At 52.2% G+C, this 21633-nt stretch carries 23 protein-coding genes; 12 read left to right on the top strand and 11 right to left on the bottom strand.

Annotation, left to right across the window (positions count from 1 at the left end; genetic code table 11):
- Positions 1-216: 216 nt before the first annotated feature.
- Complete coding sequence (locus OCV69_RS10070; RefSeq protein WP_022272936.1) at positions 217-900, bottom strand: TIGR00266 family protein; 684 nt, start codon at positions 898-900, stop codon at positions 217-219.
- A 220-nt stretch (positions 901-1120) separates the two neighbouring features.
- Between OCV69_RS10070 and OCV69_RS10075 the strand changes: the two genes are divergently transcribed.
- The 7 genes from OCV69_RS10075 to rsmI all read left to right on the top strand — a co-directional run bounded on the left by OCV69_RS10075 (position 1121) and on the right by rsmI (position 8039).
- On the top strand, positions 1121-2203 hold the full coding sequence (locus tag OCV69_RS10075; RefSeq protein WP_158358922.1) for a hypothetical protein: 1083 nt from the start codon (positions 1121-1123) through the stop codon (positions 2201-2203).
- On the top strand, positions 2193-3743 hold the full coding sequence (locus OCV69_RS10080; protein ID WP_158359002.1) for an aminotransferase class I/II-fold pyridoxal phosphate-dependent enzyme: 1551 nt from the start codon (positions 2193-2195) through the stop codon (positions 3741-3743). Before OCV69_RS10075 ends, OCV69_RS10080 begins: the two co-directional genes overlap by 11 nt.
- Before the next feature lie 86 nt (positions 3744-3829).
- Positions 3830-4414, top strand: a complete 585-nt coding sequence (locus OCV69_RS10085; protein ID WP_022272939.1) for a nucleoside/nucleotide kinase family protein — start codon at positions 3830-3832, stop codon at positions 4412-4414.
- A gap of 51 nt (positions 4415-4465) precedes the next feature.
- The gene (gene holB, locus OCV69_RS10090; RefSeq protein ID WP_158358924.1) at positions 4466-5473 is read left to right on the top strand and encodes a DNA polymerase III subunit delta'; all 1008 of its coding nucleotides are present in this window, start codon (positions 4466-4468) and stop codon (positions 5471-5473) included.
- Positions 5474-5483: 10 nt separating this feature from the next.
- Complete coding sequence (locus OCV69_RS10095; protein ID WP_022272941.1) at positions 5484-6395, top strand: PSP1 domain-containing protein; 912 nt, start codon at positions 5484-5486, stop codon at positions 6393-6395.
- Positions 6385-7122 (top strand): tRNA1(Val) (adenine(37)-N6)-methyltransferase, encoded by a 738-nt coding sequence (locus OCV69_RS10100; protein WP_158358926.1) that lies wholly within the window; start codon positions 6385-6387, stop codon positions 7120-7122. The genes OCV69_RS10095 and OCV69_RS10100 overlap by 11 nt, the downstream gene beginning before the upstream one ends.
- Positions 7123-7190: 68 nt before the next feature.
- Positions 7191-8039, top strand: coding sequence for a 16S rRNA (cytidine(1402)-2'-O)-methyltransferase (gene rsmI, locus OCV69_RS10105; protein ID WP_158358929.1), 849 nt, complete (start codon positions 7191-7193; stop codon positions 8037-8039).
- On the opposite strand, the gene OCV69_RS10110 is transcribed toward rsmI, so the two are convergent.
- The 10 genes from OCV69_RS10110 to OCV69_RS10155 form a co-directional block, all read right to left on the bottom strand.
- A complete protein-coding gene (locus tag OCV69_RS10110; RefSeq protein WP_262563088.1) occupies positions 8034-8711 on the bottom strand; it encodes a DUF3307 domain-containing protein in 678 nt (225 codons plus the stop codon). The two genes, rsmI and OCV69_RS10110, sit on opposite strands and share 6 nt — an antisense overlap.
- A gap of 2 nt (positions 8712-8713) precedes the next feature.
- Positions 8714-9595 carry a SatD family protein gene (locus OCV69_RS10115; RefSeq protein WP_158358932.1) on the bottom strand — a complete coding sequence of 294 codons (882 nt, stop codon included), beginning with the start codon at positions 9593-9595 and terminating at the stop codon, positions 8714-8716.
- 115 nt (positions 9596-9710) lie between these two features.
- Entirely contained in the window at positions 9711-10814 is a 1104-nt protein-coding gene (locus OCV69_RS10120) for an aldo/keto reductase (RefSeq protein ID WP_158358934.1), read from the bottom strand.
- Between the two features lie 74 nt (positions 10815-10888).
- The gene (locus OCV69_RS10125; protein ID WP_158358936.1) at positions 10889-11440 is read right to left on the bottom strand and encodes a GNAT family acetyltransferase; all 552 of its coding nucleotides are present in this window, start codon (positions 11438-11440) and stop codon (positions 10889-10891) included.
- A gap of 46 nt (positions 11441-11486) precedes the next feature.
- Entirely contained in the window at positions 11487-12674 is a 1188-nt protein-coding gene (locus OCV69_RS10130) for a M20 metallopeptidase family protein (protein WP_158358938.1), read from the bottom strand.
- Entirely contained in the window at positions 12671-14344 is a 1674-nt protein-coding gene (locus OCV69_RS10135) for a PucR family transcriptional regulator (RefSeq protein WP_158358940.1), read from the bottom strand. The genes OCV69_RS10130 and OCV69_RS10135 overlap by 4 nt, the downstream gene beginning before the upstream one ends.
- A gap of 181 nt (positions 14345-14525) precedes the next feature.
- A complete protein-coding gene (locus OCV69_RS10140; RefSeq protein WP_158358942.1) occupies positions 14526-15221 on the bottom strand; it encodes a hypothetical protein in 696 nt (231 codons plus the stop codon).
- A gap of 14 nt (positions 15222-15235) precedes the next feature.
- Complete coding sequence (locus OCV69_RS10145; protein ID WP_158358944.1) at positions 15236-15931, bottom strand: DUF5058 family protein; 696 nt, start codon at positions 15929-15931, stop codon at positions 15236-15238.
- A gap of 167 nt (positions 15932-16098) precedes the next feature.
- Positions 16099-16644: an ECF transporter S component gene (locus tag OCV69_RS10150; protein ID WP_158358946.1), complete on the bottom strand. Its 546-nt coding sequence runs from the start codon at positions 16642-16644 to the stop codon at positions 16099-16101.
- Positions 16645-16678: 34 nt separating this feature from the next.
- Positions 16679-17437 carry an amidohydrolase family protein gene (locus tag OCV69_RS10155; protein ID WP_158358948.1) on the bottom strand — a complete coding sequence of 253 codons (759 nt, stop codon included), beginning with the start codon at positions 17435-17437 and terminating at the stop codon, positions 16679-16681.
- 325 nt (positions 17438-17762) lie between these two features.
- Here OCV69_RS10155 and OCV69_RS10160 point away from each other — a divergent pair, with 325 nt between their 5' ends.
- Genes OCV69_RS10160 through fabG form a run of 5 tightly spaced genes read left to right on the top strand, consistent with a single transcriptional unit; the run spans position 17763 to position 21631 of the window.
- Entirely contained in the window at positions 17763-18725 is a 963-nt protein-coding gene (locus OCV69_RS10160) for a beta-ketoacyl-ACP synthase III (protein ID WP_158358949.1), read from the top strand.
- Positions 18726-18757: 32 nt separating this feature from the next.
- Positions 18758-18988 (top strand): acyl carrier protein, encoded by a 231-nt coding sequence (gene acpP, locus OCV69_RS10165; RefSeq protein WP_022272955.1) that lies wholly within the window; start codon positions 18758-18760, stop codon positions 18986-18988.
- A gap of 33 nt (positions 18989-19021) precedes the next feature.
- The gene (fabK, locus tag OCV69_RS10170) at positions 19022-19945 is read left to right on the top strand and encodes an enoyl-[acyl-carrier-protein] reductase FabK (protein WP_158358951.1); all 924 of its coding nucleotides are present in this window, start codon (positions 19022-19024) and stop codon (positions 19943-19945) included.
- A gap of 14 nt (positions 19946-19959) precedes the next feature.
- Positions 19960-20874: an ACP S-malonyltransferase gene (gene fabD / locus OCV69_RS10175; RefSeq protein ID WP_158358953.1), complete on the top strand. Its 915-nt coding sequence runs from the start codon at positions 19960-19962 to the stop codon at positions 20872-20874.
- A 13-nt stretch (positions 20875-20887) separates the two neighbouring features.
- Positions 20888-21631, top strand: coding sequence for a 3-oxoacyl-[acyl-carrier-protein] reductase (fabG, locus tag OCV69_RS10180; protein ID WP_158358955.1), 744 nt, complete (start codon positions 20888-20890; stop codon positions 21629-21631).
- Positions 21632-21633: the final 2 nt, after the last annotated feature.

A 21633-nucleotide genomic window follows, 5' to 3' on the forward strand; every position in this document is an offset into this window, starting at 1 on the left:
GGGGCTGTGGGAAGGCTGTGTAAACAGAATTCCCACAGCTAAAAGAGAAAGCCAGCGCCTTGAGACGCTGGCCTAGCAACAAGGGCTTATAGCCCTAGAGCAAACCACCCGTTGGACGGGTGGTTGTGATTTGTATGAATCTGATATATAAAAACCAGTTCCTAGTTCCTGTCAGTGTGGGAACTGGTTTTTTGATAAGTTTGCTTTAAAATACGATCAATTATTCGTCGGAACAAACTGCGCCACCCGTCCGGCGAATTCTGCCAGGTTCTGGGTCTGGAGAAGAACGCGTCCGGGGCCGGTGAGCTTTGTGAGGAACAGGCCTTCTCCGCCGAAGAAGATATTTCCAAGGCCCTTTACGGTTTCGATCTCGTAGCGGACACTGCGGTCAAAGGCCACCACATTGCCTGTATCGACCTTTAGGATCTCGCCGGGAGCCAGCTGCTTTTCCACCAGATCACCGTCCACCTCAAGGAACGCAATACCCTGGCCGCTGATATCCTGGAGGATAAAGCCTTCCCCGCCAAAGAAGCCGGAGGAGATTTTTTTCGTGAAGGAGATATTGACATTGACGGAATCCTGGGCGCACAGGAAGGCCCCCTTCTGGCAGATCAGGCCGCCGGTGGCGCTGACATCCAGAGGGTAGATCTGGCCAGCCACAGTGGAAGCAAAGGCAATGAGAGCGCCGGGCCTCTGGGCAGTATAGGTGGCCATGAACAGGGATTCTCCTGCAAACATGCGGCCGATTCCCTTCATGAGACCGCCGCGGGTGTTGGTGGCCATGGCGATCCCGTCGCTCATCCATGTCATGCCTCCGGACTGGGTAAATACGCTCTCACCTTTCGAATCGAACATGATCTCCACAGCAGGCATTGTGTCACCTACAATACGATATTTCATATGGGTCCCTCCTTTAAGAATGATACATGAATGGCAGCCCATGATCCTCATGATGGCGTGCGGCAGAGGCGGGGCCATACTGTTTTTATCATTTTATCATACAGGCCGCAGGATGAACAGATGGAAACATTTCAAAAACGTTACGCTTTTATTAATTCTTCTGCGGGCACTTGTGTGGATTCCGGGCGGATGTTAGAATGAACGCAGGATGGTGATCAGAATGAGAAAATGGATCATAAATATGGGGATCCTGACAGGGATCTGGCTGACTCTGGCCGGCTGTGGGGCTCCCAAAGCCCAGGTAATCATGGAGGCGGAAACGGCAGCTGCGGATAGGACAGAGACCCAGGCTGGACAGGAGCTGCTGGGAGATCCAAAGGAGAGGGCAGAGGAAACGGTTTCTTTTCTGGAGCAGTTTGAGAGCAGCCTTTCCTTCCGGGATATGGACCGGGAAAGGGCAGCTGCTTACGGCGGTCCCCTGGAGGATTCTTACGCGTTTTACGGACGTGAAACAGAGGACGGGGCAGGCTATGTCCTGGGGATCAAAATACGGAAGGAGAGCCTTCTGGACGGGCTTACGGTGTATGGAGAGGACGATCATATGGAGGCAGTGATCCAGAATGACCAGGACGGTGGCTATGATACCGTTTATGAGCTGGATGGCATATCGGTATTTCTTTCGGGTTCATCCCAGAATGGGGTTTTAAATGAGGTCCTGTATCTGCAGCCGGAGGATCTGGAGACGCCGGAGGAGCTTTTAAATGCCTTTGACCTGGGATACTGCCATGGAGCCGCAGGTGCAGCCTATGTCCGGGATGTGCTGGAGCGGCAGGTCCGCTTTACGCCGCCGGATACTGAGGCATACCTGGCAGTGGAGGTGGAACGGGACGGAGAGCTTTGCACAGAATACGTTCCTCTGACACGGGAGGAGGAGCGGGAGATCCTGGATTCCAAAGAACCGGTTCCTTTGGAGGACGGAGACAGACTGGAGTTCTTTGTGAGCCAGGAAACGTATGAGGAACAGGATATAGATGGTGGCGCGGTCACGGCTCCGGCCCTGCGGATCGCAGAGGAACGATGCGGGTTCCGGCCTTCTTATATTGAGCCAGATATGGACATAGAAAAGAAAGAGGAAACCAGAGAAGAGGCAGAGAAAGAGAACGAAGGGGAAGACGGAGAAGAAACCGGGGAAGAAAATGAAGAAGCCAGAGAGGAAGCCGGAGAAGAGAGCGAAGAAGCCAGAGAAGAAGCCGGAGAAAGGGCCAGGGAGGCCATGGAAAATGGAGAAGCCGATGGAGATTAGAAAAAATAGTTTATTGGAAAAATTAGAAAATTATGGAAAATCGGATTTTTATCCGTTTCATATGCCAGGCCATAAAAGGCAGGATTTTTTGAATGGTTTTCCGGATCCGTATTCCATCGACATTACAGAGATCGACGGTTTCGATAACCTGCATCATGCGGAAGGGATCTTAAAGGAATCCATGGAGCGTGCGGCAGAGATCTATGGGGCGGACCAGACGTGTTATCTGGTAAATGGCAGCACCTGCGGGATCTTAAGCGCTGTCTGCGGCTCCACGGCCTGGGGCGGAAAGCTCCTTATGGCCAGAAACTGCCACAAGTCGGCGTATCACGGGCTGATCTTAAACCATCTGGAGCCTGTATATGTGTATCCGTCTTATCTGGAGGGGCCGGGGATCAGCGGAGGAGTCTGTCCTTCAGATGTGAGAAGGATCCTGGAGCAGGATAAAAAGCGGGAGATCCAGGCGGTTCTGGTGGTCTCTCCTACGTATGAAGGCGTCGTATCGGACATTGCAGGGATCGCGGCAGCGGCCCATGAGCATGGGATCCAGCTGATCGTGGACGAGGCCCACGGCGCGCACCTTCCCTTTGGCGGAAAGGAAAACGGCTTTCCGGAGCCAGCGCTGTCCATGGGGGCGGACGTGGTGATCCAGAGCCTCCATAAGACGCTCCCATGCTTTACCCAGACGGCGGTCCTCCATATGAAGGGGGATCTGGCGGACCGGGAAAGGATCTGCCGATATCTGGGGATGTTCCAGAGCTCCAGCCCGTCGTATGTTTTCATGGCGGCTATGGAGCAGTGCATCCGGTTCATGGACGGGGACGGACGCCGGGAGATGGCGGCTTATGGAAAGCGGCTGGAGCGGTTTTTCCAGCAGGTAAAGGATCTTAGGAACTTAAAGGTACTGGACTGGGAGAAGATCGTGGAGGCAGATCATTCCAGAAAAGCCGGAGCAGCTCCCGGAACGATTTCTGTGTACGGCTGGGATCCCTCAAAGATCGTTATTTCCTGTAAGAGAGTCTGGTTTAAGAACGTCTCTGGGGAAAGGCAGCGGTTAAGCGGAGAGGCTCTGGGAAACATCCTGCGGGAGCGGTATCATCTGGAAATGGAGATGTGTGCGCCGGAATATGTCATTGGAATGACGTCGGTAATGGACACGGAGGAAGGACTTCTGCGGCTGGAAAAGGCCCTCTGGGAGCTGGATCAGGAGCTGGACACAGAGCCGGAAAGCGTTTCCGGCAGAACGGGGGAAGGCCATGGAGACAGAGGGCTTTCTGAGCTTCCACAGCCGCCTCTGCGGCTTTCTCCGGCGGAGGCCATGGAAATGCCCGGGATCAGGAAAAGGCTGTCAGAAAGCGCCGGCAGCGTGTCACGGGAATTTATCTATCTGTATCCTCCGGGGATCCCGGTCCTGGCTCCGGGAGAGGAGATCACAGAAGACGTTCTGGAGCGGGCAGCCTGGTATGAAGCTATGGGGCTGTCTGTCCAGGGCCTGGAGGACCCATCCCTTTCCAACATAATAACGGTTGCGGAAAAATAAGGGTTTATGTTACAATGTCAGTCAGTTGGGCCAATATTGCAGCATGGCTCCAGGATTGTACAGCAAAAGAGAACGGAGCGCAGAAAATGGGCAGGATCTTTTATATCATGGGCAAGAGCGCCACAGGTAAGGATACGGTATTTAAGGAGCTTTTAAAGCGGAGGCCGGAGCTTACGACGGTGGTTCCCTATACCACCCGTCCCATCCGGGAGGGAGAGACAGACGGGGTGGAGTATTTTTTTACTTCGTCAGAAAAACTGGAACAGTTTAAAAATTCCGGAAAGATCGTGGAGCTTAGGACGTATGAGACGGTCATGGGGCCGTGGAGCTATTTTACCATGGACGACGGCCAGTTTGATATCCATGGAGAAGGGGACTGTCTGATGATCGGGACCCTGGAATCCTATGAAAAGATGTGCCGGTACTACGGAAACGGGGCGCTGGTCCCGGTTTATATAGAGGTCCCCGACGGGATCCGGCTCCTTCGGGCCGTGAAACGGGAGGGAAAACAGAAAAATCCCAATTACAGGGAGGTCTGCCGCAGGTATCTGGCCGACGAGGATGATTTTTCTGAAGAGCTCCTTTCCAGGCTCCGGATCGGAAAACGGTTTTCCAACACAGACCTGGAGGCCTGTCTGGAAGAAATTTTAAAGGAAATGGAATCACACTGAAAAATGTGATATAATAGAAGGAAGTTTCGATAAAAGATTGGAGGGATGGTTATGCTGGAGGGTAAGGTTACAGGTTTTCAGGATATTCTTGGAAACGATATGGTCAAAGAGCATTTTAAAAAGGCCATCGAAAATCATAAAATATCTCACGCATATATTCTGACAGGCGAGGCTGGAATGGGGAGAAAATCCATCGCCAATGCATTTGCCATGACGCTCCTTTGTGAAAAAGGAGGCAATGAGCCTTGTATGGTATGCCATTCCTGCAAACAGGTTCTGGGGGGAAACTACCCGGATCTCATCTATGTGACCCACAGCAAGCCGGGGAGCATCGGCGTGGACGATATACGGGAACAGATCAACGATACCATCATGATCCGGCCGTACAGCAGCTATTATAAGATCTATATTGTGGACGAGGCGGAGAAGATGACGGTACAGGCCCAGAACGCCCTTTTAAAGACCATGGAGGAGCCGCCGTCTTATGCGGTCATCATCCTGATCACCACCAACCAGGAGGCGTTTCTTCCCACGATCCTCTCCAGGTGCGTCCAGCTGAAATTAAAGCCCTTAAAGGATTTTACAGTGAAAAGCTATCTGACGGAGCATCTGGATATTCCGGAAAAGGAGGCGGAGATCTGCGCAGCCTTTGCCCGTGGAAATCTGGGAAAGGCCATCCACCTGGCATCCTCCGACGAATTTAAGGAGTTGTTCCAGAAAGTCATGAATATCGTGAAAAATGTAAGATCCATGGATATTGCAGTGCTTCTGGACTGTATCCGCGAGATCAAGGAAATGAACTTTGATATCGAAGAGGTGCTGGATCTGATGCAGCTCTGGTACAGGGACGTCCTTATGTTCAAGGTGACAAAGGATATGAACCTGCTGATATTTAAGGATGAATATAAAATGATCAATGAACTGGGGGAAAAGGCTGACTATGCGGGGCTGGAGCAGATCCTCAGCGCCATCGACACGGCGCGGGCGAGACTGGAGGCCAACGTCAACCTGGAACTGGTGATGGAGCTTTTGTTCCTGACCATGAAGAACCCGTCGTAAGGAGATAAGAATGACAAAAGTAATCGGAGTCCGTTTCCGCAAAGCGGGAAAGGTATATTATTTCAGTCCGGGAGATGAGGAGATCAAAGCCGGACAGCACGTGATCGTGGAGACAGCCAGGGGCGTGGAATACGGCCACGTGGTCCTCGGAAGCCACGAGGTGGACGATAAAAAGGTGATCCAGCCCTTAAAGCCTGTGATCCGGATGGCTACGGCAGCCGACGAGGAGATCGAGAGAAGGAATAAGGAAAAGGAGAAGGAAGCCTTTAAGATCTGTCTGGAAAAGATCAAAAAGCATGAGCTGGATATGAAGCTCATCGATACGGAATATACCTTTGACAATAATAAGGTGCTGTTCTATTTCACAGCCGACGGAAGGATCGATTTCCGGGACCTGGTAAAGGATCTGGCATCCGTATTTAAGACCAGGATCGAGCTGCGCCAGATCGGCGTCCGGGACGAGACGAAGATTGTCGGCGGCATCGGGATCTGCGGAAGACCGCTGTGCTGCGCCTCCTACCTGTCTGAGTTTATCCCGGTGTCCATTAAGATGGCCAAGGAACAGAACCTGTCCTTAAATCCCACAAAGATATCCGGCGTCTGCGGAAGGCTCATGTGCTGCTTAAAGTACGAGGAAGAGACGTATGAGGAGTTAAATGGGCGGCTTCCCAATATCGGGGATTATGTGACCACCGACGACGGCTTAAAGGGAGAGGTCCACAGCGTCAGCATCCTAAGGCAGCTGGTGAAGGTGGTTGTCACCGTCAACGGAGATGAAAAGGAGATCCGCGAATATAAGGTGGATCAGCTGAAATTCCGTCCCAAGAGGAAAAAGGAAAAAATGAGCATCAGCGACGCAGAATTAAAGCAGCTGGAGGCTCTGGAGAAAAAAGAAGGGAAATCGAAGCTGGATGATAACTGATCTGATGGAAAATGAGCGGCTGGACGACCTTCAGAGAAACGGGCTGAAGATCATCCAGAAGACCGACGGCTTCTGCTTCGGAATGGACGCGGTGCTGCTTTCCGGGTTTGCATCAGTAAAGCCCGGGGAACGGGCGCTGGATCTGGGTACTGGGACCGGGATCATCCCCCTTCTCCTTTCGGCAAAAACAAAAGGAGAGCATTTCACCGGGCTGGAGATCCAGACAGAGATCATGAAAATGGCCCAGAGGAGCGTGGCCTTAAACGGCCTGGAAAAAAAGATCGACATCATACAGGGAGACATTAAGGAAGCCAGCCGGATCTTCGGAGCGGCTTCCTTTGATGTAGTGACCTCAAATCCCCCCTATATGAACGATGCCCATGGCCTTAAGAATCCCGGGGATGTGAAGGCCATTTCCCGTCATGAGGTGCTCTGCACCTTAGAGGACGTGGTCCGGGAGGGAACAAAGGCGTTAAAGCCCGGAGGCCGTTTCTACATGGTCCACAGGCCCCACCGGCTGGCAGAGATCATTACGGTGATGAGGCAGTATAAGCTGGAGCCCAAGCGGATGAAATTTGTCCATCCCTTTGCAGATAAGGACGCCAACATGGTCCTCATTGAGGCTGTCCGGGGCGGGGGAGCCTGGCTTAAGCTGGAACCGCCGGTGATCGTTTATAAGGAGCCGGGGGTCTATACGGACGAGATCTATGAGATATACGGATACTAGGAGCCGCGTCCGGGGGACATGGTGCCCCTGCCGGGGATAACAGAAACCGTCGGAAAGGAGATACAGACATGGCGGGAAAGCTATATTTATGTGCAACGCCCATTGGAAATCTGGATGATATCACCCTGCGGGTGTTAAATACATTAAAAGAGGTGGATCTGATCGCCGCAGAGGATACCCGCCACAGCATCAAGCTTTTAAATCATTTTGATATTAAAACGCCCATGACCAGCTACCATGAGTATAACAAGGTGGAGAAGGCCAGGTATCTTGTGGATAAGCTGAGGGAAGGTACCAACATTGCGTTGATAACTGACGCGGGAACGCCTGGGATCTCGGATCCCGGGGAGGAGCTGGTGAAGCAGTGCTATGAGGCCGGGATCGAGCTGACCTCCCTTCCGGGACCTGCCGCCTGTATCACGGCCCTGACCATCTCCGGCATGGCCACCAGGCGCTTTTCCTTTGAGGCCTTTCTGCCCCCGGATAAAAAGGAGAAGCAGAGGATCCTGGAGGAATTAAAGCAGGAGACCAGGACCATGATCCTCTATGAGGCCCCCCACCGGCTGGTCAGGACCCTGGAGGAGCTTATGGAGGCTCTGGGGGACCGGAATATCACCATCTGCCGGGAGCTGACGAAAAAGTATGAGACGGCCTTCAGGACCACCTTTTCCGGGGCTCTGGCCCACTATGAGAACGAAGAGCCCAGAGGCGAGTGCGTCATCGTCGTAGAGGGGAAGAGCCTGGAGGAGATCGAAAAGGAAAAGGCAGCGGCCTGGGAGGACATGACAGTGGAGGAGCACATGGACCTGTACCTGGAACAGGGTATGGACCGGAAGGACGCCATGAAGCAGGTGGCAAAGGACCGGGGGATCAGCAAAAGGGATGTATACCAGGTGCTGGTGGAGAGAAAGCTATAACATCAAGGGAGCAGATGTTTTCTGGTCTTCAAACTGTTTATACCTTGCCAGGCTCTTGGCGGCCAGCACAAATCCGATCGCCCCGGCTTCACCATATATGACCAGCATGGCAATGATCAGCCGTTCTAATTTTCCGATCATGCTTCCGGCGGAGGAATCACTGGATTTTGGTGAATCAGGATTTTTTTGAAGGGAAATAGATGCGGTAAGCATTTTTACAAATTGGGAAGCCGGGGTCAGAAGAAGGATTACCAGCAGCAGATAACGCATATTCTGAAGAAGCGGGACTTGTATACACAGGGACTTGAAAGTTTCTGTAAGATTTTCGGGGAGATGGAAAAAACAGGATCCAGCGAGGATCGATGCGGTATGAATAAGCTGGCTGGTACAGAATGCAGTCAGCTGACTGCGGGGAGATATGTGATTTCTGGTATAATAGTGGAATGTAAGAACGTCGGTTATAAAGTGAGACAGGATAATGAACATCCATGCGATGACTGCACTGGGAAATGAAACACATAGAATAAATATAAGTCCCAAAATAAGAGAATACATCCCAAAATGAGGGAGCAGGCATCTGAAACAGGGATGTTTTTTTACATCCGGGGAACCTGGCCATAGATGAAAGTCAGCAAGGAAATGTACGGATAAAATCAATAATAAAAGTGACAAAACTATACCTCCTTCATATTTGTATTCATTTCATACAACACGGTTAACGCCATGCTGCGTGCCCAATATATATTTCCGCTTTCTAATGAACGCGCAATGGTCTGTCTTTTTATAGAAAGGATTTTTGCTGCTTCAGTTGGGATCCCACGCTGCTTGCCGCCAGTGACAAAAAAGGCGTTCGGTTCTGTGTTTCTATAAATATCATTTCTGGCCCGGGCCGGTATCTGCCCGACTGAATCATCGGTTAAATTTATATGATCAAGAGGAAGTTCCCTGTCTGTTTTTGATATTTTATGATCAAAACAGCTTTTTTCAATTAATAACCGATTGAAAGCCAGAGAGTCATAGGGCCATTGAAAGTCATTTTTCAGGCAGAGCGGAAACAGAATTTCAGTGATGAGGAACAGTTGATTCTGGGTGATGCTCAGATTTTCAGTAACATTTGCAGCTCCTCCCATTAGTGTATTGAGCGTTCGATCATTTCTGGAGGCGCTGTACATCAGTACAGGATATCCCAGTGCAGGGTCTGTGCAGCGGATCGCATTTCGTGCATTATGATAAACTTCGCCATCCTGACTGGTTGTTCCCCGGCCTTTCATCTGCAGGTTCCAGTTTCCGATCCCTATTCCGGCCCGGATCTTAACTGGATACAGCCATATGGAAAAAAATCTGTAAAATAAATAAGCAGATTCTCCCGTAGAAAATAATCCCTGTATTTCGTCTCCGGCACTGAATTCTACTGTTCGCAGTATATCGCCGGAAAACGCCTTATTTAAAAAATCCAGAACCCAGATCATATGAGTCTGGATCAAAAAACGGTCTGAATCCGTATAGGATCTGGAATTTCTTAGATCTATAATTAACGCTGCATATTCCTGGGACATCACAATCACCTCTTCATGAGTATAACATTTTAGAAGTGTAAAAGCAACTGAATAAGGGTGCTATTTGAATATGCAGCTAAAATACGCTTCTAAAATATGAGGCAGGATCTATGATTTAAGAATGACGGTCATCAAAGGCTTCCCTTACATCAGAAAGAAATTTTGTGATGGGCAGCGTCTGAGGACAGCTGCCTTCACATTTTTTACAGCCGATGCAGTCTGCCGGACCTCCGCCTGAAGCGGTCATGTTCTGGTAAACAGGAGCGATCTTCCAGCCGTCTCCGGGATTTTGCTTATATTCGTTATACAGCCTGAAATATTCCGGTATATGGATCTTTTTCGGGCATCCGCTGACACAGTAGCCGCACCCAGTACAGGGAACCGCGATGGAGTTCCTTAAAAGGCCGGCAGCTTCAAAAAGAACGCTTTGTTCGTATTCTGTCAGCGGCTGGCGGCACGCCAGATTATCCAGGAGCTGCTCCATGGTGTTCATTCCGCTGAGGACGATCTCCACCTGCGGAAGGCTTTCTGCAAACCGGATCGCATAGGAGGCCTGGCTGGCGTCCGGTGAAAGTTTTTCCAGGAGCCGTCCGGCCTTTTCGGGAAGAGCAGCCAGCGCTCCGCCCTTGACAGGCTCCATGACGATGACCTTTTTTCCATGCTTTACGGCAGTCTCATAGCAGCGTCTGGACTGGATGGAGCTGCTTTCCCAGTCCAGATAATTGATCTGGAGCTGTACATAATCCACCTCCGGATGGCGCGTAAGGATCTCATCCAGAAGATCAGCAGAATCATGGTAGGAAAATCCTGTCTTTATAGCTTTTCCAGTCTTTTTTAATTCTTCAAGAAATCCAAATTCCCTATATTTTTCAGCAATTTCATAATGTTTTCCATTGAGCCAGTGGAGCAGATATACATCAAAGAAATCCACCTGGCAGCGGTCCTGCTGTTCCTTAAAGTACCGGTAACAGTCTTCGTGGGAGGTCATTTTATAGCCAGGCAGCTTGTCGGCCAGAAGAAAGGAGCTCCGGGGATGGCGCTTTACCAGGGATTCCCGGATGGCCCATTCGCTTTTTCCATCCAGATAGGTGTAGGCGGTGTCAAAATAGTTCTGCCCGTGGGCTAAAAATACGTCTGTCATCTGATCTAACAGGCTTAAGTCGATCTCTCCGGCCGGGGTTACTGGGAGGCGTAAGAAGCCAAAGCCAAGTTTGTTCATATGGGATTCCTCCATTTTTATATTTGAAAATAAGGGATCACCGTCGGTGATCCCTTAAAATCGTAAAAGGTGTACTATCTGGTCTTGATGGCCATCATCCAGTAATGATTATCGTTGAAATCAAAGGTGCCGATCTCCGTCATATGAGCCTTTTTTGTGTGGGCGGCGTAGCTGCGTCCGTTGATCTGGTTGATGAAGGTCACCATGACGGGATACTGGTCCTCGAACTGCTTCAGAGAGGCCTTGAAGATCCCTTCAAAAACGCCTGTGCCCCGGACGGAAACATCCACGCAGACGGGGCCGTACTGGTAGGTGTTCGTTTCGTCTAAGGCGGTTCCCTCAAACGGCATATCCGGCAGCACCTCGGTCATCCGCTTCATGATAGGGACCTGCATCCAGTAATCCCATCCCGCAGCCAGGGCAAAGGCCTTTACGGTCCCGTTTTCATCCTTTGCCAAGGTCACGCCCTTCCGGTTTACGATGAGATCCTCAAACTGCTGGTCCGAGAGCTTGGTGGTCACGAAGCCGCCGGCGATATCCTCCTGGGAAATGGTATCTTTATGATATCTTGCCAGCAGGGCTTTGATCGCCGGCAGATCGTTCATGGTTGCCAGAGTGTATTCCATCTGTCTGTTCCTCCGTTTTCTTATTTTATAGCCGGACGGATGCTTTTTAGTGGTTCTTTAACCACTCCATAGCCACATGGGCGTAAACAGCTGCTCCCACAGGAAGGGCGTCCTCATGGAACATGGCCTTTGGATGATGCTGGGGGTAGCAGTAGCCCTGTTCGGGCTGACCGGCGGCGATGCCAAGGAACACGGTGGGAACCTCGTTGGCTACATAGGAGAAGTCCTCAGAGCCCATGTTGCTCATGTGCTGGCCGATGTCGTTTAAGTCCACAAAGTGAACGCCCTCCAGTTCTCCAAGATATCCCTTTACTTCCCCGTAGAGCTCCTGGTTATGGAATAAGACAGGACAGCCGCTTCCATATTCCACATGGGCCTCGGCGTTGAAGGCGGCAGCCACAGTGCTTACGATGGCGTCCATACGGGTCTTTACCATTTCCCGGGTGGTATTTTTTAATGTGCGGATGGTTCCGGACATCATGGCCTCCTGGGGGATCACGTTGGAGGTGTTTCCGCCGTGCATCTGGCCGATGGTAAGGACCATATTGTCCGCCGGATCCATTTCCCGGGCGTTGATGGCCTGGAGAGCCAGATGGATGTGGGACATGACGTTTAAGGGATCCACGCCGTTGTTGGGCTGGGCTCCGTGACAGCCTTTGCCGGTGATCTTAATGGTAAACCAGTCCACGGCAGCCATTTTAGAGTCTGCGCCGGTCATGATCACAGTGCCTGCCGGCAGCGGAAGGTTTGTGAATACGTGGATGCCCAGGGCGGCGTTTACGTCCGGGTCTTTTAAGATCCCGTTTTCCACCATCATCTTCGCTCCGTCCATGGTTTCCTCGGCCGGCTGGAACATGAGCTTTACCTGGCCCTCCAGCTCATCCTCATGGGCCTTTAAGAGACGTGCTGCGCCCAGCATATTGGCTGTATGACAGTCATGGCCGCAGGCGTGCATGCATCCGTTTTCAGATTTAAATTCCAGGTCTGTCATTTCTGTTACAGGGAGGGCGTCCATATCACCGCGGATCAGGAAGCATTTTCCCGGCTTCTTTCCGGCGACAGCCACTACGCCGCTTCCCATTCTCTGGGGCTCATATCCCATTTCCCTTAATTTTTCCTCCACATAGGCCGCGGTCTTCGGAAGTTCCAGACCCAGCTCCGGGTTCTGGTGGAAGTGGCGGCGGTCCGCCGTTAAAGTGTCCTTCATGGCAAGTGCTTCGTTATACATGTTCATGATCCATTCCGCCTTTCTTTTAAATGAATGATTGAATCGGGGCCAGGCTGCAGATATTGCAGCAGCAGCCCCAGTTTTGTGCGTTCAACATAGTCGTCCCAGTGGACCGGGATCAGTTCATTGACCTTTTCGATCCGCCTCCGGACTGTATTGACATTGACAAAAAGTTTTTCGGCTGTCAGGCTGTAATTTAAATTGTTTTCAAGATAGGTTTTTAAAGTATAGAGGAGTTCCTGGTTCTTTTCTGAGTCGATGAGCTTCTGGAGCTTTTTTAAAAGAGGGCCCAGTTCGTCCTCAGGGATATTGATCCAGGTGAGGATCCCCAGTGCGTCGTAATCAAAGAGGGTCTTCCGGGAATCGGTAAGTCTTCCGATATTCAGGACCTTCCGGCATTTTTCAATATGAGGACGGAGATCATGGAGATCTCCCGAATCTCCCGTAAAGCTGAAAAACCAGGATACGTCGGGGAAAGTCCCCCGGAGGAGCTTCTGGAACTCCAGGATCAGTCCACGGATCTCTTCCTTATTTATGGGGGACAGCCGGACGGCGTTGAGGAGGATGACTCCTTCTGCGGATGACAGGAATGCCACGCGGCCGATCCGGTTCATTCGGCAGCGTTTGAACGCCTCCAGCATGGAGATCCTGTGGCTCCGGATATCCAGCTCATCCTGGTCGTGACGGAACAGGATGCAGAGGTATGGCTGCTCCACGGAGAGCCCCAGCTGGTCCGCCTGGTAGATCAGCTGCCGGGCGTCAGCAGGAGTGCTTTCCATGGCCAGGTGGATCAGATTTTCAAACCCGATATTGCTGGCATCCCGGGCGACCACCTGCTGGTCGAAGATTCCCTGGAGCATCAGATATGCGATGCGCATAGAATATTCGTCGTAAAAATCCAGGAATTTCCTGGATTCCATCACGCAGAAGTACGCCTGGGTGATCCCCGCGGACTCAATGGGGATGGTGACCCAGCTGATCCGGGGTTCATTGGCAGCCTCTCCTTTGAGGAGACGGTACCGTTTCATGTGGATACAGTCGCAGAGGGCGTGGCTGGTATGGGGAAGCTGGGGAGACCAGTAATCGGATTCGCGGATCCCATATTTTTCACTGGCCTTTTTGAAGTTGTCTGAGCTGTAATACCGCTTATCCATGGTCACATCATAGAGAAAAGCGGGGAATTCCATTTCGGTTTCCAGGGTCTTTAAGATTTTCTGGATGGCCTGTTCCTTGTAATTCTGATTGTAGCAGCCGGGGCCCTGGCTGATGTCGATCCTGAGACTCTGGATCGCATGGTTTAATACGCCCACGTTTACCTGGTTGACCACGGTCATCCAGGACGGGGAGTAGGGCATGGTGATCAGGGGAATGCTGTTCCTGTCATAAATCTCGATCAGTTTCTCCGGGATCTTATCCAGATAGCTGCCCCTTTTTATCACCAGGGCTGCGTGGCTGGGAATAAAATTCTCACAGAATTTCTCCAGGTAGCCTTCAAATTCAGCAAAAATATAACCGGACGTGAAAATAAGCTCTTTTCCAATACTCCAGCGATGGCCTTCCGGCACCTCCAGGAAGCTGACGCCCTGGATCTCGCGGTTTAATCCTTTATGGCCGGCAATGACGTGAAAATCCTTAAAAAAGTCCATACTGAGCAAATCGCCGACTGAAATTCCCATACTGCGGGACCTCCCTCTTCTGTCACCCGGATGGAAGCTGGTTCCAAACCGGTTCTTTCATGCAAAATATTGTCGTATTCAGTCTAGCATACCATAAAATAGACAAAAAATATAGGACATATTGTGCATTTTGCTGTTTTTTAACAGCGTGAGCAGAAAGAGGGAGGAAGAGAGACGGGATCTATTCCGTTTTTTTGCCTTCCATTTTTTTCATGGCCATGGCGATAAAAATGGAACCAAATACGCATAACAGGGTTCCCAGATAGCTGCTGGCTCCCGGAAGGAAGTTGAATACTCCTTTGTTGATGGCAATATAAACGACACACCCGAATACCAGCATGATCACGGCCAGCTTTTTCTGGTTCATGGCGAACTGTACGAAGAGAGCGCCGAAGAGGGCCGGAAGCAGGTAGTTTAAGGCTGCGGTAACAGAAGGCGGGAGCATGGCCAGAATAGAGCTTCCGGCAATGACGCCAACGGAAAGAATGATGATGTTGATGATAATGGAAACGCCCATTCCAATGGTGGAGATGATGGAGCCCTGCTCGGATCCCAGCTCCACACCGGCAGAAACCTGGGCAATGCTGGCACAGGGAACGCGCATGTTGGAGATATTTCCGGAAAGGAACGCCATGTAGGTTCCCACAGGCCCCAGGACCGGATAATAGGAGATCGGCTCAATGACCCAGAGGAAGCCGAAGCTGGTGGTAACGGTAATGAAGCAGGTAGCCAACAGCGCAAGATCCGGCCAGAGACCATGGCCAAAGCCAAGAACAAGGGCGGGAAGGAAAGAGGCGAAAACGCCGAGAATGCCGGTGATCTTTCCGATCCGGTGCATTTTTGGTAAGTAATCGTTGGTGAAATAATGTTTGTCCATAAAAATAAGCCCCCCTATACCAGTGCTGTGATGACCATGGCGACCAGGATCGCGATGGTCAGATTCCATTCTTTTAACCAGGAGATTTTGAATTTTCCGGAAACATAGAGCAGAATGGCCATAAATACGCCGCCCAGCACACAGGAAAGGGCAGATTTATCCACTGCAACCAGCTTCTGGCTCACCATGCCGCCGAAGGCGCCGACCATGGCAGCCCCGGAGATCACGCCCACTAAAGCGGAGTTTCCGCCTGCCATTCTGTTCTGTACCTTTTCCATTTTGTCAGCGGTGAGAGTGGAAACGATGATCCAGCCGATGGAGCCTAGGATCATGGTCCAGACAGCCATTGTGAAGGCAAAGGTGGTCATTTCATCCACGCCCAGCTGGACACCGGCGGATGCGGTTCCAATTCCGGCTGCGATGGACTCGAACATAACGGAGCCGATGAAGGAAAGACGCATCCAGGCCATGGGGCCGCCCACTGATACCAGGAGCGAAAGCATTCCGCTCAGGATCACGACCGACGGGCCAAGAGAGGTGAGGGCGGAGCTTTTCATTGCCCGTTTCACCTGGTCGTTGGTAAGGCCCACCTTCGGGGCGGCGTCCATGGCCTTTTTTGTGAAGATCACAGCCTGGAATACCACCAGAAGTACGGCGGTTCCGCAGGCCAGCCACATGGGAAGACTGTTTGCAAGCTGCATTGCATCCATAAGAGTACCTCCTTTAACGGATTCAATAAAATTTTTTAAAAGAATGACACAATTTTACTATATAAGGATCCGTTATACTATGGTACAGGATGCGTATTTTTGTAAAAATATTTCCGCTAGGAATAAAAATTATAAAAAAACTGGAAAAAAGTAATTTTTTTTACTTTTTAAAGAAATTTCACCCGCAGGTTCCGGATGGCCGGAGACTTGGCCAGGACCGTGTAGGCCACGCCGCCCAGGACGATCCCGGCAGCAGTCTGGGCGATCAGGGTGAAGCATTCGGCCATGGCAACGCCTCCGCCGTAAAGGGGGATCTTTACTAAGGTATAGCCGATCACATGGAAAATGCCGCCGGTGACGGCCCCGGCCAGCCAGGAATATTTAAAATGGGGCAGCAGCCGGTACATGATGAGTCCCATGATCAGCGCCCAGCCGCCCTTTAAGACAATGGTAGGCAGGACCCAGGCGGCGTATCCGGCGATGAAGTCGGAAAGTCCGGCTCCGATGGCTCCGGCCAGCATTCCCCTGCGGGTGCCGAACAGGCAGACCGTGAGGATGATCATGCAGTCTCCCAGGTGAGTGTAGCCAAAGGCTGTGGGGATCTTGAAAAAATACGTTCCAGTGAATACCAGGGCGGCCATGAGGCCGGTGATGGCCATATCCAGGGTGGGATCGCAGGCACGGGCTGGTCCGGAGGAATGAGTTTTTTGCATAGCAGGCGCTCCTTTTCGTTTCTGTTCCGGGATTTTATTTCAGTCCCATGAATTTTGCAGCGTTATTATAGAAAATATTTTCCAGGCCCTCGTCGTTTACTCCGCAGGCCATGACCTTCTGGATCTCCACAGTGGGATGGTGGAATGGGGAGTCGATGCCGAACATGACCCGCTCGTGGCCCACGGTCTCATAGGCGTTGGCGATCTGGCAGCTCATGGACGTGCCGGAGGTCTCCAGCCAGATATTTTCGTATCTCCTGGCCATGGTGATGGCTGCGTCCACATAGACGCCGTGGGCATGGCCCATATGGATCATTACCATGGGAAGCTTCGGGTGACGCTCCGCTAAGAGGCCGATCTGCCAGGGAAGGGAGAAGGGCGGGTGGCCGGAGTGGACGAACAGGGGCTTTCCGTATGCTTCGCAGATCTCTGCCACGGGATCCACACAGGGAGCGTCGGCGGTGTAGCCGTCAAAGAGGGGCTGGAGCTTGGCTCCGGCAAAATGCTCGTCCCGGATATAGTGTTCCAGGGCATCGTAAGCCTCCTTTCCTTCGGCGCAGTTGATCCACATTAAGGGGATGATCTTCTGGGGCTCTGCCCGGAAGGCCGACGCGGTATCTTCGTTGGCGTGGGGGCCGCTGGCCACCAGGATAGTCCTTTCTATCTTGTAGGTCTCCATCTGCTGTAAGAGACGTTCCGTATCAAAGTGGATGTTAAAGGGGCTTCCGAAGGCGCCGATGTGGGTGTGGGCGTCGATCTTTTTGAAGCGTGCAAATGTAGTATCTGTGTACATGACGGGTTCTCCTTTCCGGCTGGCTTTTCTGGCTTCCAGGATCATGGGGAAATCGTGGGGATCTGAGATCCCCTGGAAGCCGATTGACTTTATGGCATCATCATATAGAAAAAATGGCATTGTTTAAATAGCCAATTTTGGAATATTTGACCAGGCCAGATAGAGAGGGCGGGAGGAAAAAACAAAAAAAAGCTGCCAAAGGGCGGATATGAACAAAAATCCAGAAAAACCTCTTGACAAATCTTCTTCCAGGACGTACCATAGGCAATATAATTTGAATATCAAAATATTTGAAACCAAAAACAAAATTCGACAAGGACAGAGTATGAAAGCCAGAATTGCAGGAATCGGCGCGTATGCACCGGAGAGAGTCGTGACCAACGACCAGCTATCAGAGATCGTGGATACCAGCGATGAGTGGATCAGAAGCCGCACCGGCATATCGGAACGGCGGATCTCCACAGGGGAGACCACCAGGGACCTGGCGGCGGAGGCGGCCAGGCGGGCGTTAAAGGCCGCGGGCGTGGATGCCCGGGAGTTGGACATCATCATCCTGGGAACCTCGTCGCCAGATAACAATTATCCCAGCGACGCATGCAGCGTCCAGGCCATGATCGGCGCGGAAAACGCCGTGGCCTTTGATATTTCGGCGGCCTGCGCGGGATTTATCTTCGCCATGAACATCGTCCATGGATTTTTCCAGGCGGGGATCTATAAGACGGCCCTGATCATCGGAGCCGAGACCTTAAGCAAGGTGACGGACTGGACGGACCGGGGAACCTGCGTGCTGTTTGGAGACGGAGCCGGGGCGGCAGTCTTAAAGGCAGAGGAAACGGGAGTCGAGGATATGCTCATGGGTTCCGACGGGACGAAGGGGCCGATCCTTTCCTGCACCTCCAGGACCCTGGGAAATTTCCTTACGGGAACGAAGCCGGAGCTGGGGCTCATGACCATGGACGGCCAGGAGGTATTCCGGTTCGCAGTGAAAAAGGTACCCGAGAGCATTGAGATCCTTCTGGAACGGAATCATATTTCCAGGGAGGAGATCAAGTATTATGTGCTCCACCAGGCCAACGAGAGGATCGTGGAGGCAGCCGCCAGACGGTTAAAGGAGCCCATGGAAAAGTTCCCCATGACCATCAGTAAATATGGAAACACCTCTTCGGCTTCCATTCCGCTGCTTTTAAATGATATGGCGGAAAAAAATATGCTTCAGCCGGGAGATAAGATTATTTTGTCCGGGTTCGGCGCAGGGATGACCTGGGGAGCCGTACTCATGGAATGGTAAAAAATCAAAAGGAAAAAAAGGAGATCATGACCATGTTAGAAAGAATGAAAGAGATCATCGCAGAGCAGTTAAACACAGACGCAGCAGCCATCACAGAGGAATCCTCCTTTAAGGATGACCTGGGAGCCGATTCCCTGGATCTGTTTGAGATGGTAATGGCCCTGGAGGACGAGTATTCTGTGGAGATCCCGGCAGAGGATCTTCAGAATCTGCTGACTGTGGGCGACGTAATGAAGTATTTAAAGGATAAGGGCGTAGAATAAGCCGCAGAGCGGTCGAAAAGGGTTGGAAACGGAATGAAAACTAGAATCACAGAATTGTTGGGAATTGAATATCCGGTCATCCAGGGCGGAATGGCCTGGGTGGCGGAGCATCATCTGGCAGCGGCCGTTTCTGAGGCCGGAGGCCTGGGACTGATCGGCGGCGCCAACGCGCCGGGCCAGGTGGTCCGCCAGGAGATCCGAAAGGCCAGGGAGCTGACGAAAAAGCCCATCGGCGTCAACATCATGCTCATGAGCCCCTACGCCGACGAGGTGGCAAAGGTGGTCGTGGAGGAAGGCGTCCAGGTGGTGACCACCGGGGCCGGGAATCCTGGAAAGTACATGAAGATGTGGAAGGACGCCGGGATCGTGGTGATCCCTGTGGTGGCTTCCGTGGCCCTTGCAAAGCTCATGGAACGGGGCGGCGCTGACGCCGTTGTGGCAGAGGGCACCGAGTCCGGCGGCCATATCGGTGAGGCCACCACCATGACCCTGGTTCCCCAGGTGGCGGATGCGGTCAGCATTCCGGTGATCGCCGCCGGAGGCATCGGAGACGGACGCGGCATCGCGGCGGCCTTCATGCTGGGAGCGGAGGCGGTTCAGATGGGAACGCGGTTCGTGGTGGCAAAGGAGTCCATCGTCCATGAAAATTATAAGAAGCGGGTCATCGGAGCCAAGGACATCGACTCCGCCGTCACAGGCAGGAGCCACGGCCATCCGGTGCGCTGCTTAAGAAACCAGATGACCAGACAGTATGTGAAGCTGGAGGAAGAGGGAAAGAGCTTTGAGGAGCTGGAGTACCTGACCCTGGGCGGCCTCAGAAAGGCAGTCATGGACGGCGATGTGACCGACGGTGTGGTCATGGCCGGACAGATCGCAGGTATGGTGAAAAAGGAACAGACCTGTAAGGAAATGATCGAAGAGATGATGGAGCAGGCAGAAAAGCTGCTGGCAAGATAAAGGCGGGAGAACAGATGGGAAAGACGGCGTTTATTTTTCCGGGACAGGGCGCGCAGGTCTGCGGCATGGGCCAGGATTTTTATGAACATACAGAGACGGGACGGAAAATTTTTGACCGGGCTTCAGAGCTTCTGGGATTTTCCATGCCCGAGCTTTGCTTTGAAAAAAATGACCGGCTGGATATCACAGAGTATACCCAGGCGGCCATGGTGACAGTGAGCGTTGCCATGTTAAAGGTCATGGAGGAGCAGGGCTTCCGGCCGGATGTGACGGCTGGCTTAAGCCTTGGAGAATACTGCGCCCTGGCAGCTTCCGGCGTTATGACTCCGGAGGACGCCATCCTTACGGTGCGCCGCCGGGGCATCCTCATGCAGGAGGCTGTTCCTGCCGGGAGCGGGGGAATGAGCGCTGTCCTGGGAATGAACGCAGAGGCCATCGACCAGGTTGTGGATCCCATAGACGGAGTTCAGGTGGCGAATTATAACTGTCCGGGACAGATCGTTATTTCCGGAAGTCTGGAAGCAGTGGCACAGGCCGCAGAGCAGTTAAAGGCGGCAGGAGCCAAAAGAGTTCTGCCGTTAAACGTCAGCGGCCCCTTCCATTCCGCGCTCCTTAAGGAAGCTGGAGAAAAGCTTGGGAAATTCCTGGAAAATGTGAAGATTTCGGATCCCGTGATCCCCTATGCGGCCAATGTGACCGCAGAATATGTGACCCGGGCTGAGGAGGTAAAGCCTCTGCTGGAAAGACAGGTGTATTCTTCTGTAAAATGGCAGCAGAGTGTGGAGCGGATGATCGCAGACGGCGTGGACCGGTTCGTGGAGATCGGCCCTGGAAAGACCCTGACCGGTTTTGTGAAAAAGATCAGCCGGGATGTGAAGGCCGTTAATATTGAAAAGCTGGACGATCTGGAAAAGTTAAAAGAACTGTAATAGGAGGCGGACCATGGATTTAAGCGGAAAAATTGCTCTGGTGACAGGGGCTGGAAGAGGCATCGGGCGTCAGATCGCGCTGACCCTGGCCGGATATGGAGCCACAGTGATCGTAAATTACAATGGCTCTAAGGAAAAGGCAGAAGAGACAGTGAAGGAGATCGAGGAAAACGGCGGCCAGGCGGAGGCCATCCAGTGCAGTGTGGCAGATTTTTCCCAGTCCAGGGAGCTGATCGACGCTATCGTAAAGAAATACGGGCGGCTGGATATTTTAGTCAATAACGCCGGGATTACCAGGGATAATCTGATCATGAAAATGTCGGAGGACGATTTTGACGCGGTGGTCGCCACCAATCTGAAGGGTGCGTTCAACTGTGTGAAGCACGTTTCCCGCCAGATGTTAAAGCAGAGAAGCGGCCGGATTATCAATATCTCCTCGGTTTCAGGCGTCATGGGGAATGCAGGCCAGGCCAATTACTGCGCCTCCAAGGCGGGGCTCATCGGCCTTACAAAATCCGTGGCCAGGGAGCTGGGAAGCCGCGGGATCACGTCCAACGCAGTGGCTCCCGGTTTTATCCATACAGAAATGACAGACGTTCTGCCCGATGATGTGAAAAAGGCCATGGGGGACCAGATCCCCTTAAAACGGTTCGGGGAGACGCAGGATGTGGCGGAGGCAGTGGCCTTCCTGGCATCCGACGGGGCAGCATATATCACCGGCCAGGTCCTCCAGGTGGACGGCGGCATGGCCATGTAGGA

The sequence above is a fragment of the Alitiscatomonas aceti genome (assembly GCF_025567195.1).
GTDB classification, from domain to species: Bacteria; Bacillota; Clostridia; order Lachnospirales; family Lachnospiraceae; genus Alitiscatomonas; species Alitiscatomonas aceti.

Bases quoted from the DNA above. Each gene is read 5' to 3' on its own strand.
- OCV69_RS10070 (WP_022272936.1), bottom strand. From the start codon at position 900: ATGAAATATCGTATTGTAGGTGACACAATGCCTGCTGTGGAGATCATG.
- OCV69_RS10075 (WP_158358922.1), top strand. From the start codon at position 1,121: ATGAGAAAATGGATCATAAATATGGGGATCCTGACAGGGATCTGGCTG.
- OCV69_RS10080 (WP_158359002.1), top strand. From the start codon at position 2,193: ATGGAGATTAGAAAAAATAGTTTATTGGAAAAATTAGAAAATTATGGA.
- OCV69_RS10085 (WP_022272939.1), top strand. From the start codon at position 3,830: ATGGGCAGGATCTTTTATATCATGGGCAAGAGCGCCACAGGTAAGGAT.
- holB (WP_158358924.1), top strand. From the start codon at position 4,466: ATGCTGGAGGGTAAGGTTACAGGTTTTCAGGATATTCTTGGAAACGAT.
- OCV69_RS10095 (WP_022272941.1), top strand. From the start codon at position 5,484: ATGACAAAAGTAATCGGAGTCCGTTTCCGCAAAGCGGGAAAGGTATAT.
- OCV69_RS10100 (WP_158358926.1), top strand. From the start codon at position 6,385: ATGATAACTGATCTGATGGAAAATGAGCGGCTGGACGACCTTCAGAGA.
- rsmI (WP_158358929.1), top strand. From the start codon at position 7,191: ATGGCGGGAAAGCTATATTTATGTGCAACGCCCATTGGAAATCTGGAT.
- OCV69_RS10115 (WP_158358932.1), bottom strand. From the start codon at position 9,595: ATGTCCCAGGAATATGCAGCGTTAATTATAGATCTAAGAAATTCCAGA.
- OCV69_RS10120 (WP_158358934.1), bottom strand. From the start codon at position 10,814: ATGAACAAACTTGGCTTTGGCTTCTTACGCCTCCCAGTAACCCCGGCC.
- OCV69_RS10125 (WP_158358936.1), bottom strand. From the start codon at position 11,440: ATGGAATACACTCTGGCAACCATGAACGATCTGCCGGCGATCAAAGCC.
- OCV69_RS10130 (WP_158358938.1), bottom strand. From the start codon at position 12,674: ATGAACATGTATAACGAAGCACTTGCCATGAAGGACACTTTAACGGCG.
- OCV69_RS10135 (WP_158358940.1), bottom strand. From the start codon at position 14,344: ATGGGAATTTCAGTCGGCGATTTGCTCAGTATGGACTTTTTTAAGGAT.
- OCV69_RS10140 (WP_158358942.1), bottom strand. From the start codon at position 15,221: ATGGACAAACATTATTTCACCAACGATTACTTACCAAAAATGCACCGG.
- OCV69_RS10145 (WP_158358944.1), bottom strand. From the start codon at position 15,931: ATGGATGCAATGCAGCTTGCAAACAGTCTTCCCATGTGGCTGGCCTGC.
- OCV69_RS10150 (WP_158358946.1), bottom strand. From the start codon at position 16,644: ATGCAAAAAACTCATTCCTCCGGACCAGCCCGTGCCTGCGATCCCACC.
- OCV69_RS10155 (WP_158358948.1), bottom strand. From the start codon at position 17,437: ATGTACACAGATACTACATTTGCACGCTTCAAAAAGATCGACGCCCAC.
- OCV69_RS10160 (WP_158358949.1), top strand. From the start codon at position 17,763: ATGAAAGCCAGAATTGCAGGAATCGGCGCGTATGCACCGGAGAGAGTC.
- acpP (WP_022272955.1), top strand. From the start codon at position 18,758: ATGTTAGAAAGAATGAAAGAGATCATCGCAGAGCAGTTAAACACAGAC.
- fabK (WP_158358951.1), top strand. From the start codon at position 19,022: ATGAAAACTAGAATCACAGAATTGTTGGGAATTGAATATCCGGTCATC.
- fabD (WP_158358953.1), top strand. From the start codon at position 19,960: ATGGGAAAGACGGCGTTTATTTTTCCGGGACAGGGCGCGCAGGTCTGC.
- fabG (WP_158358955.1), top strand. From the start codon at position 20,888: ATGGATTTAAGCGGAAAAATTGCTCTGGTGACAGGGGCTGGAAGAGGC.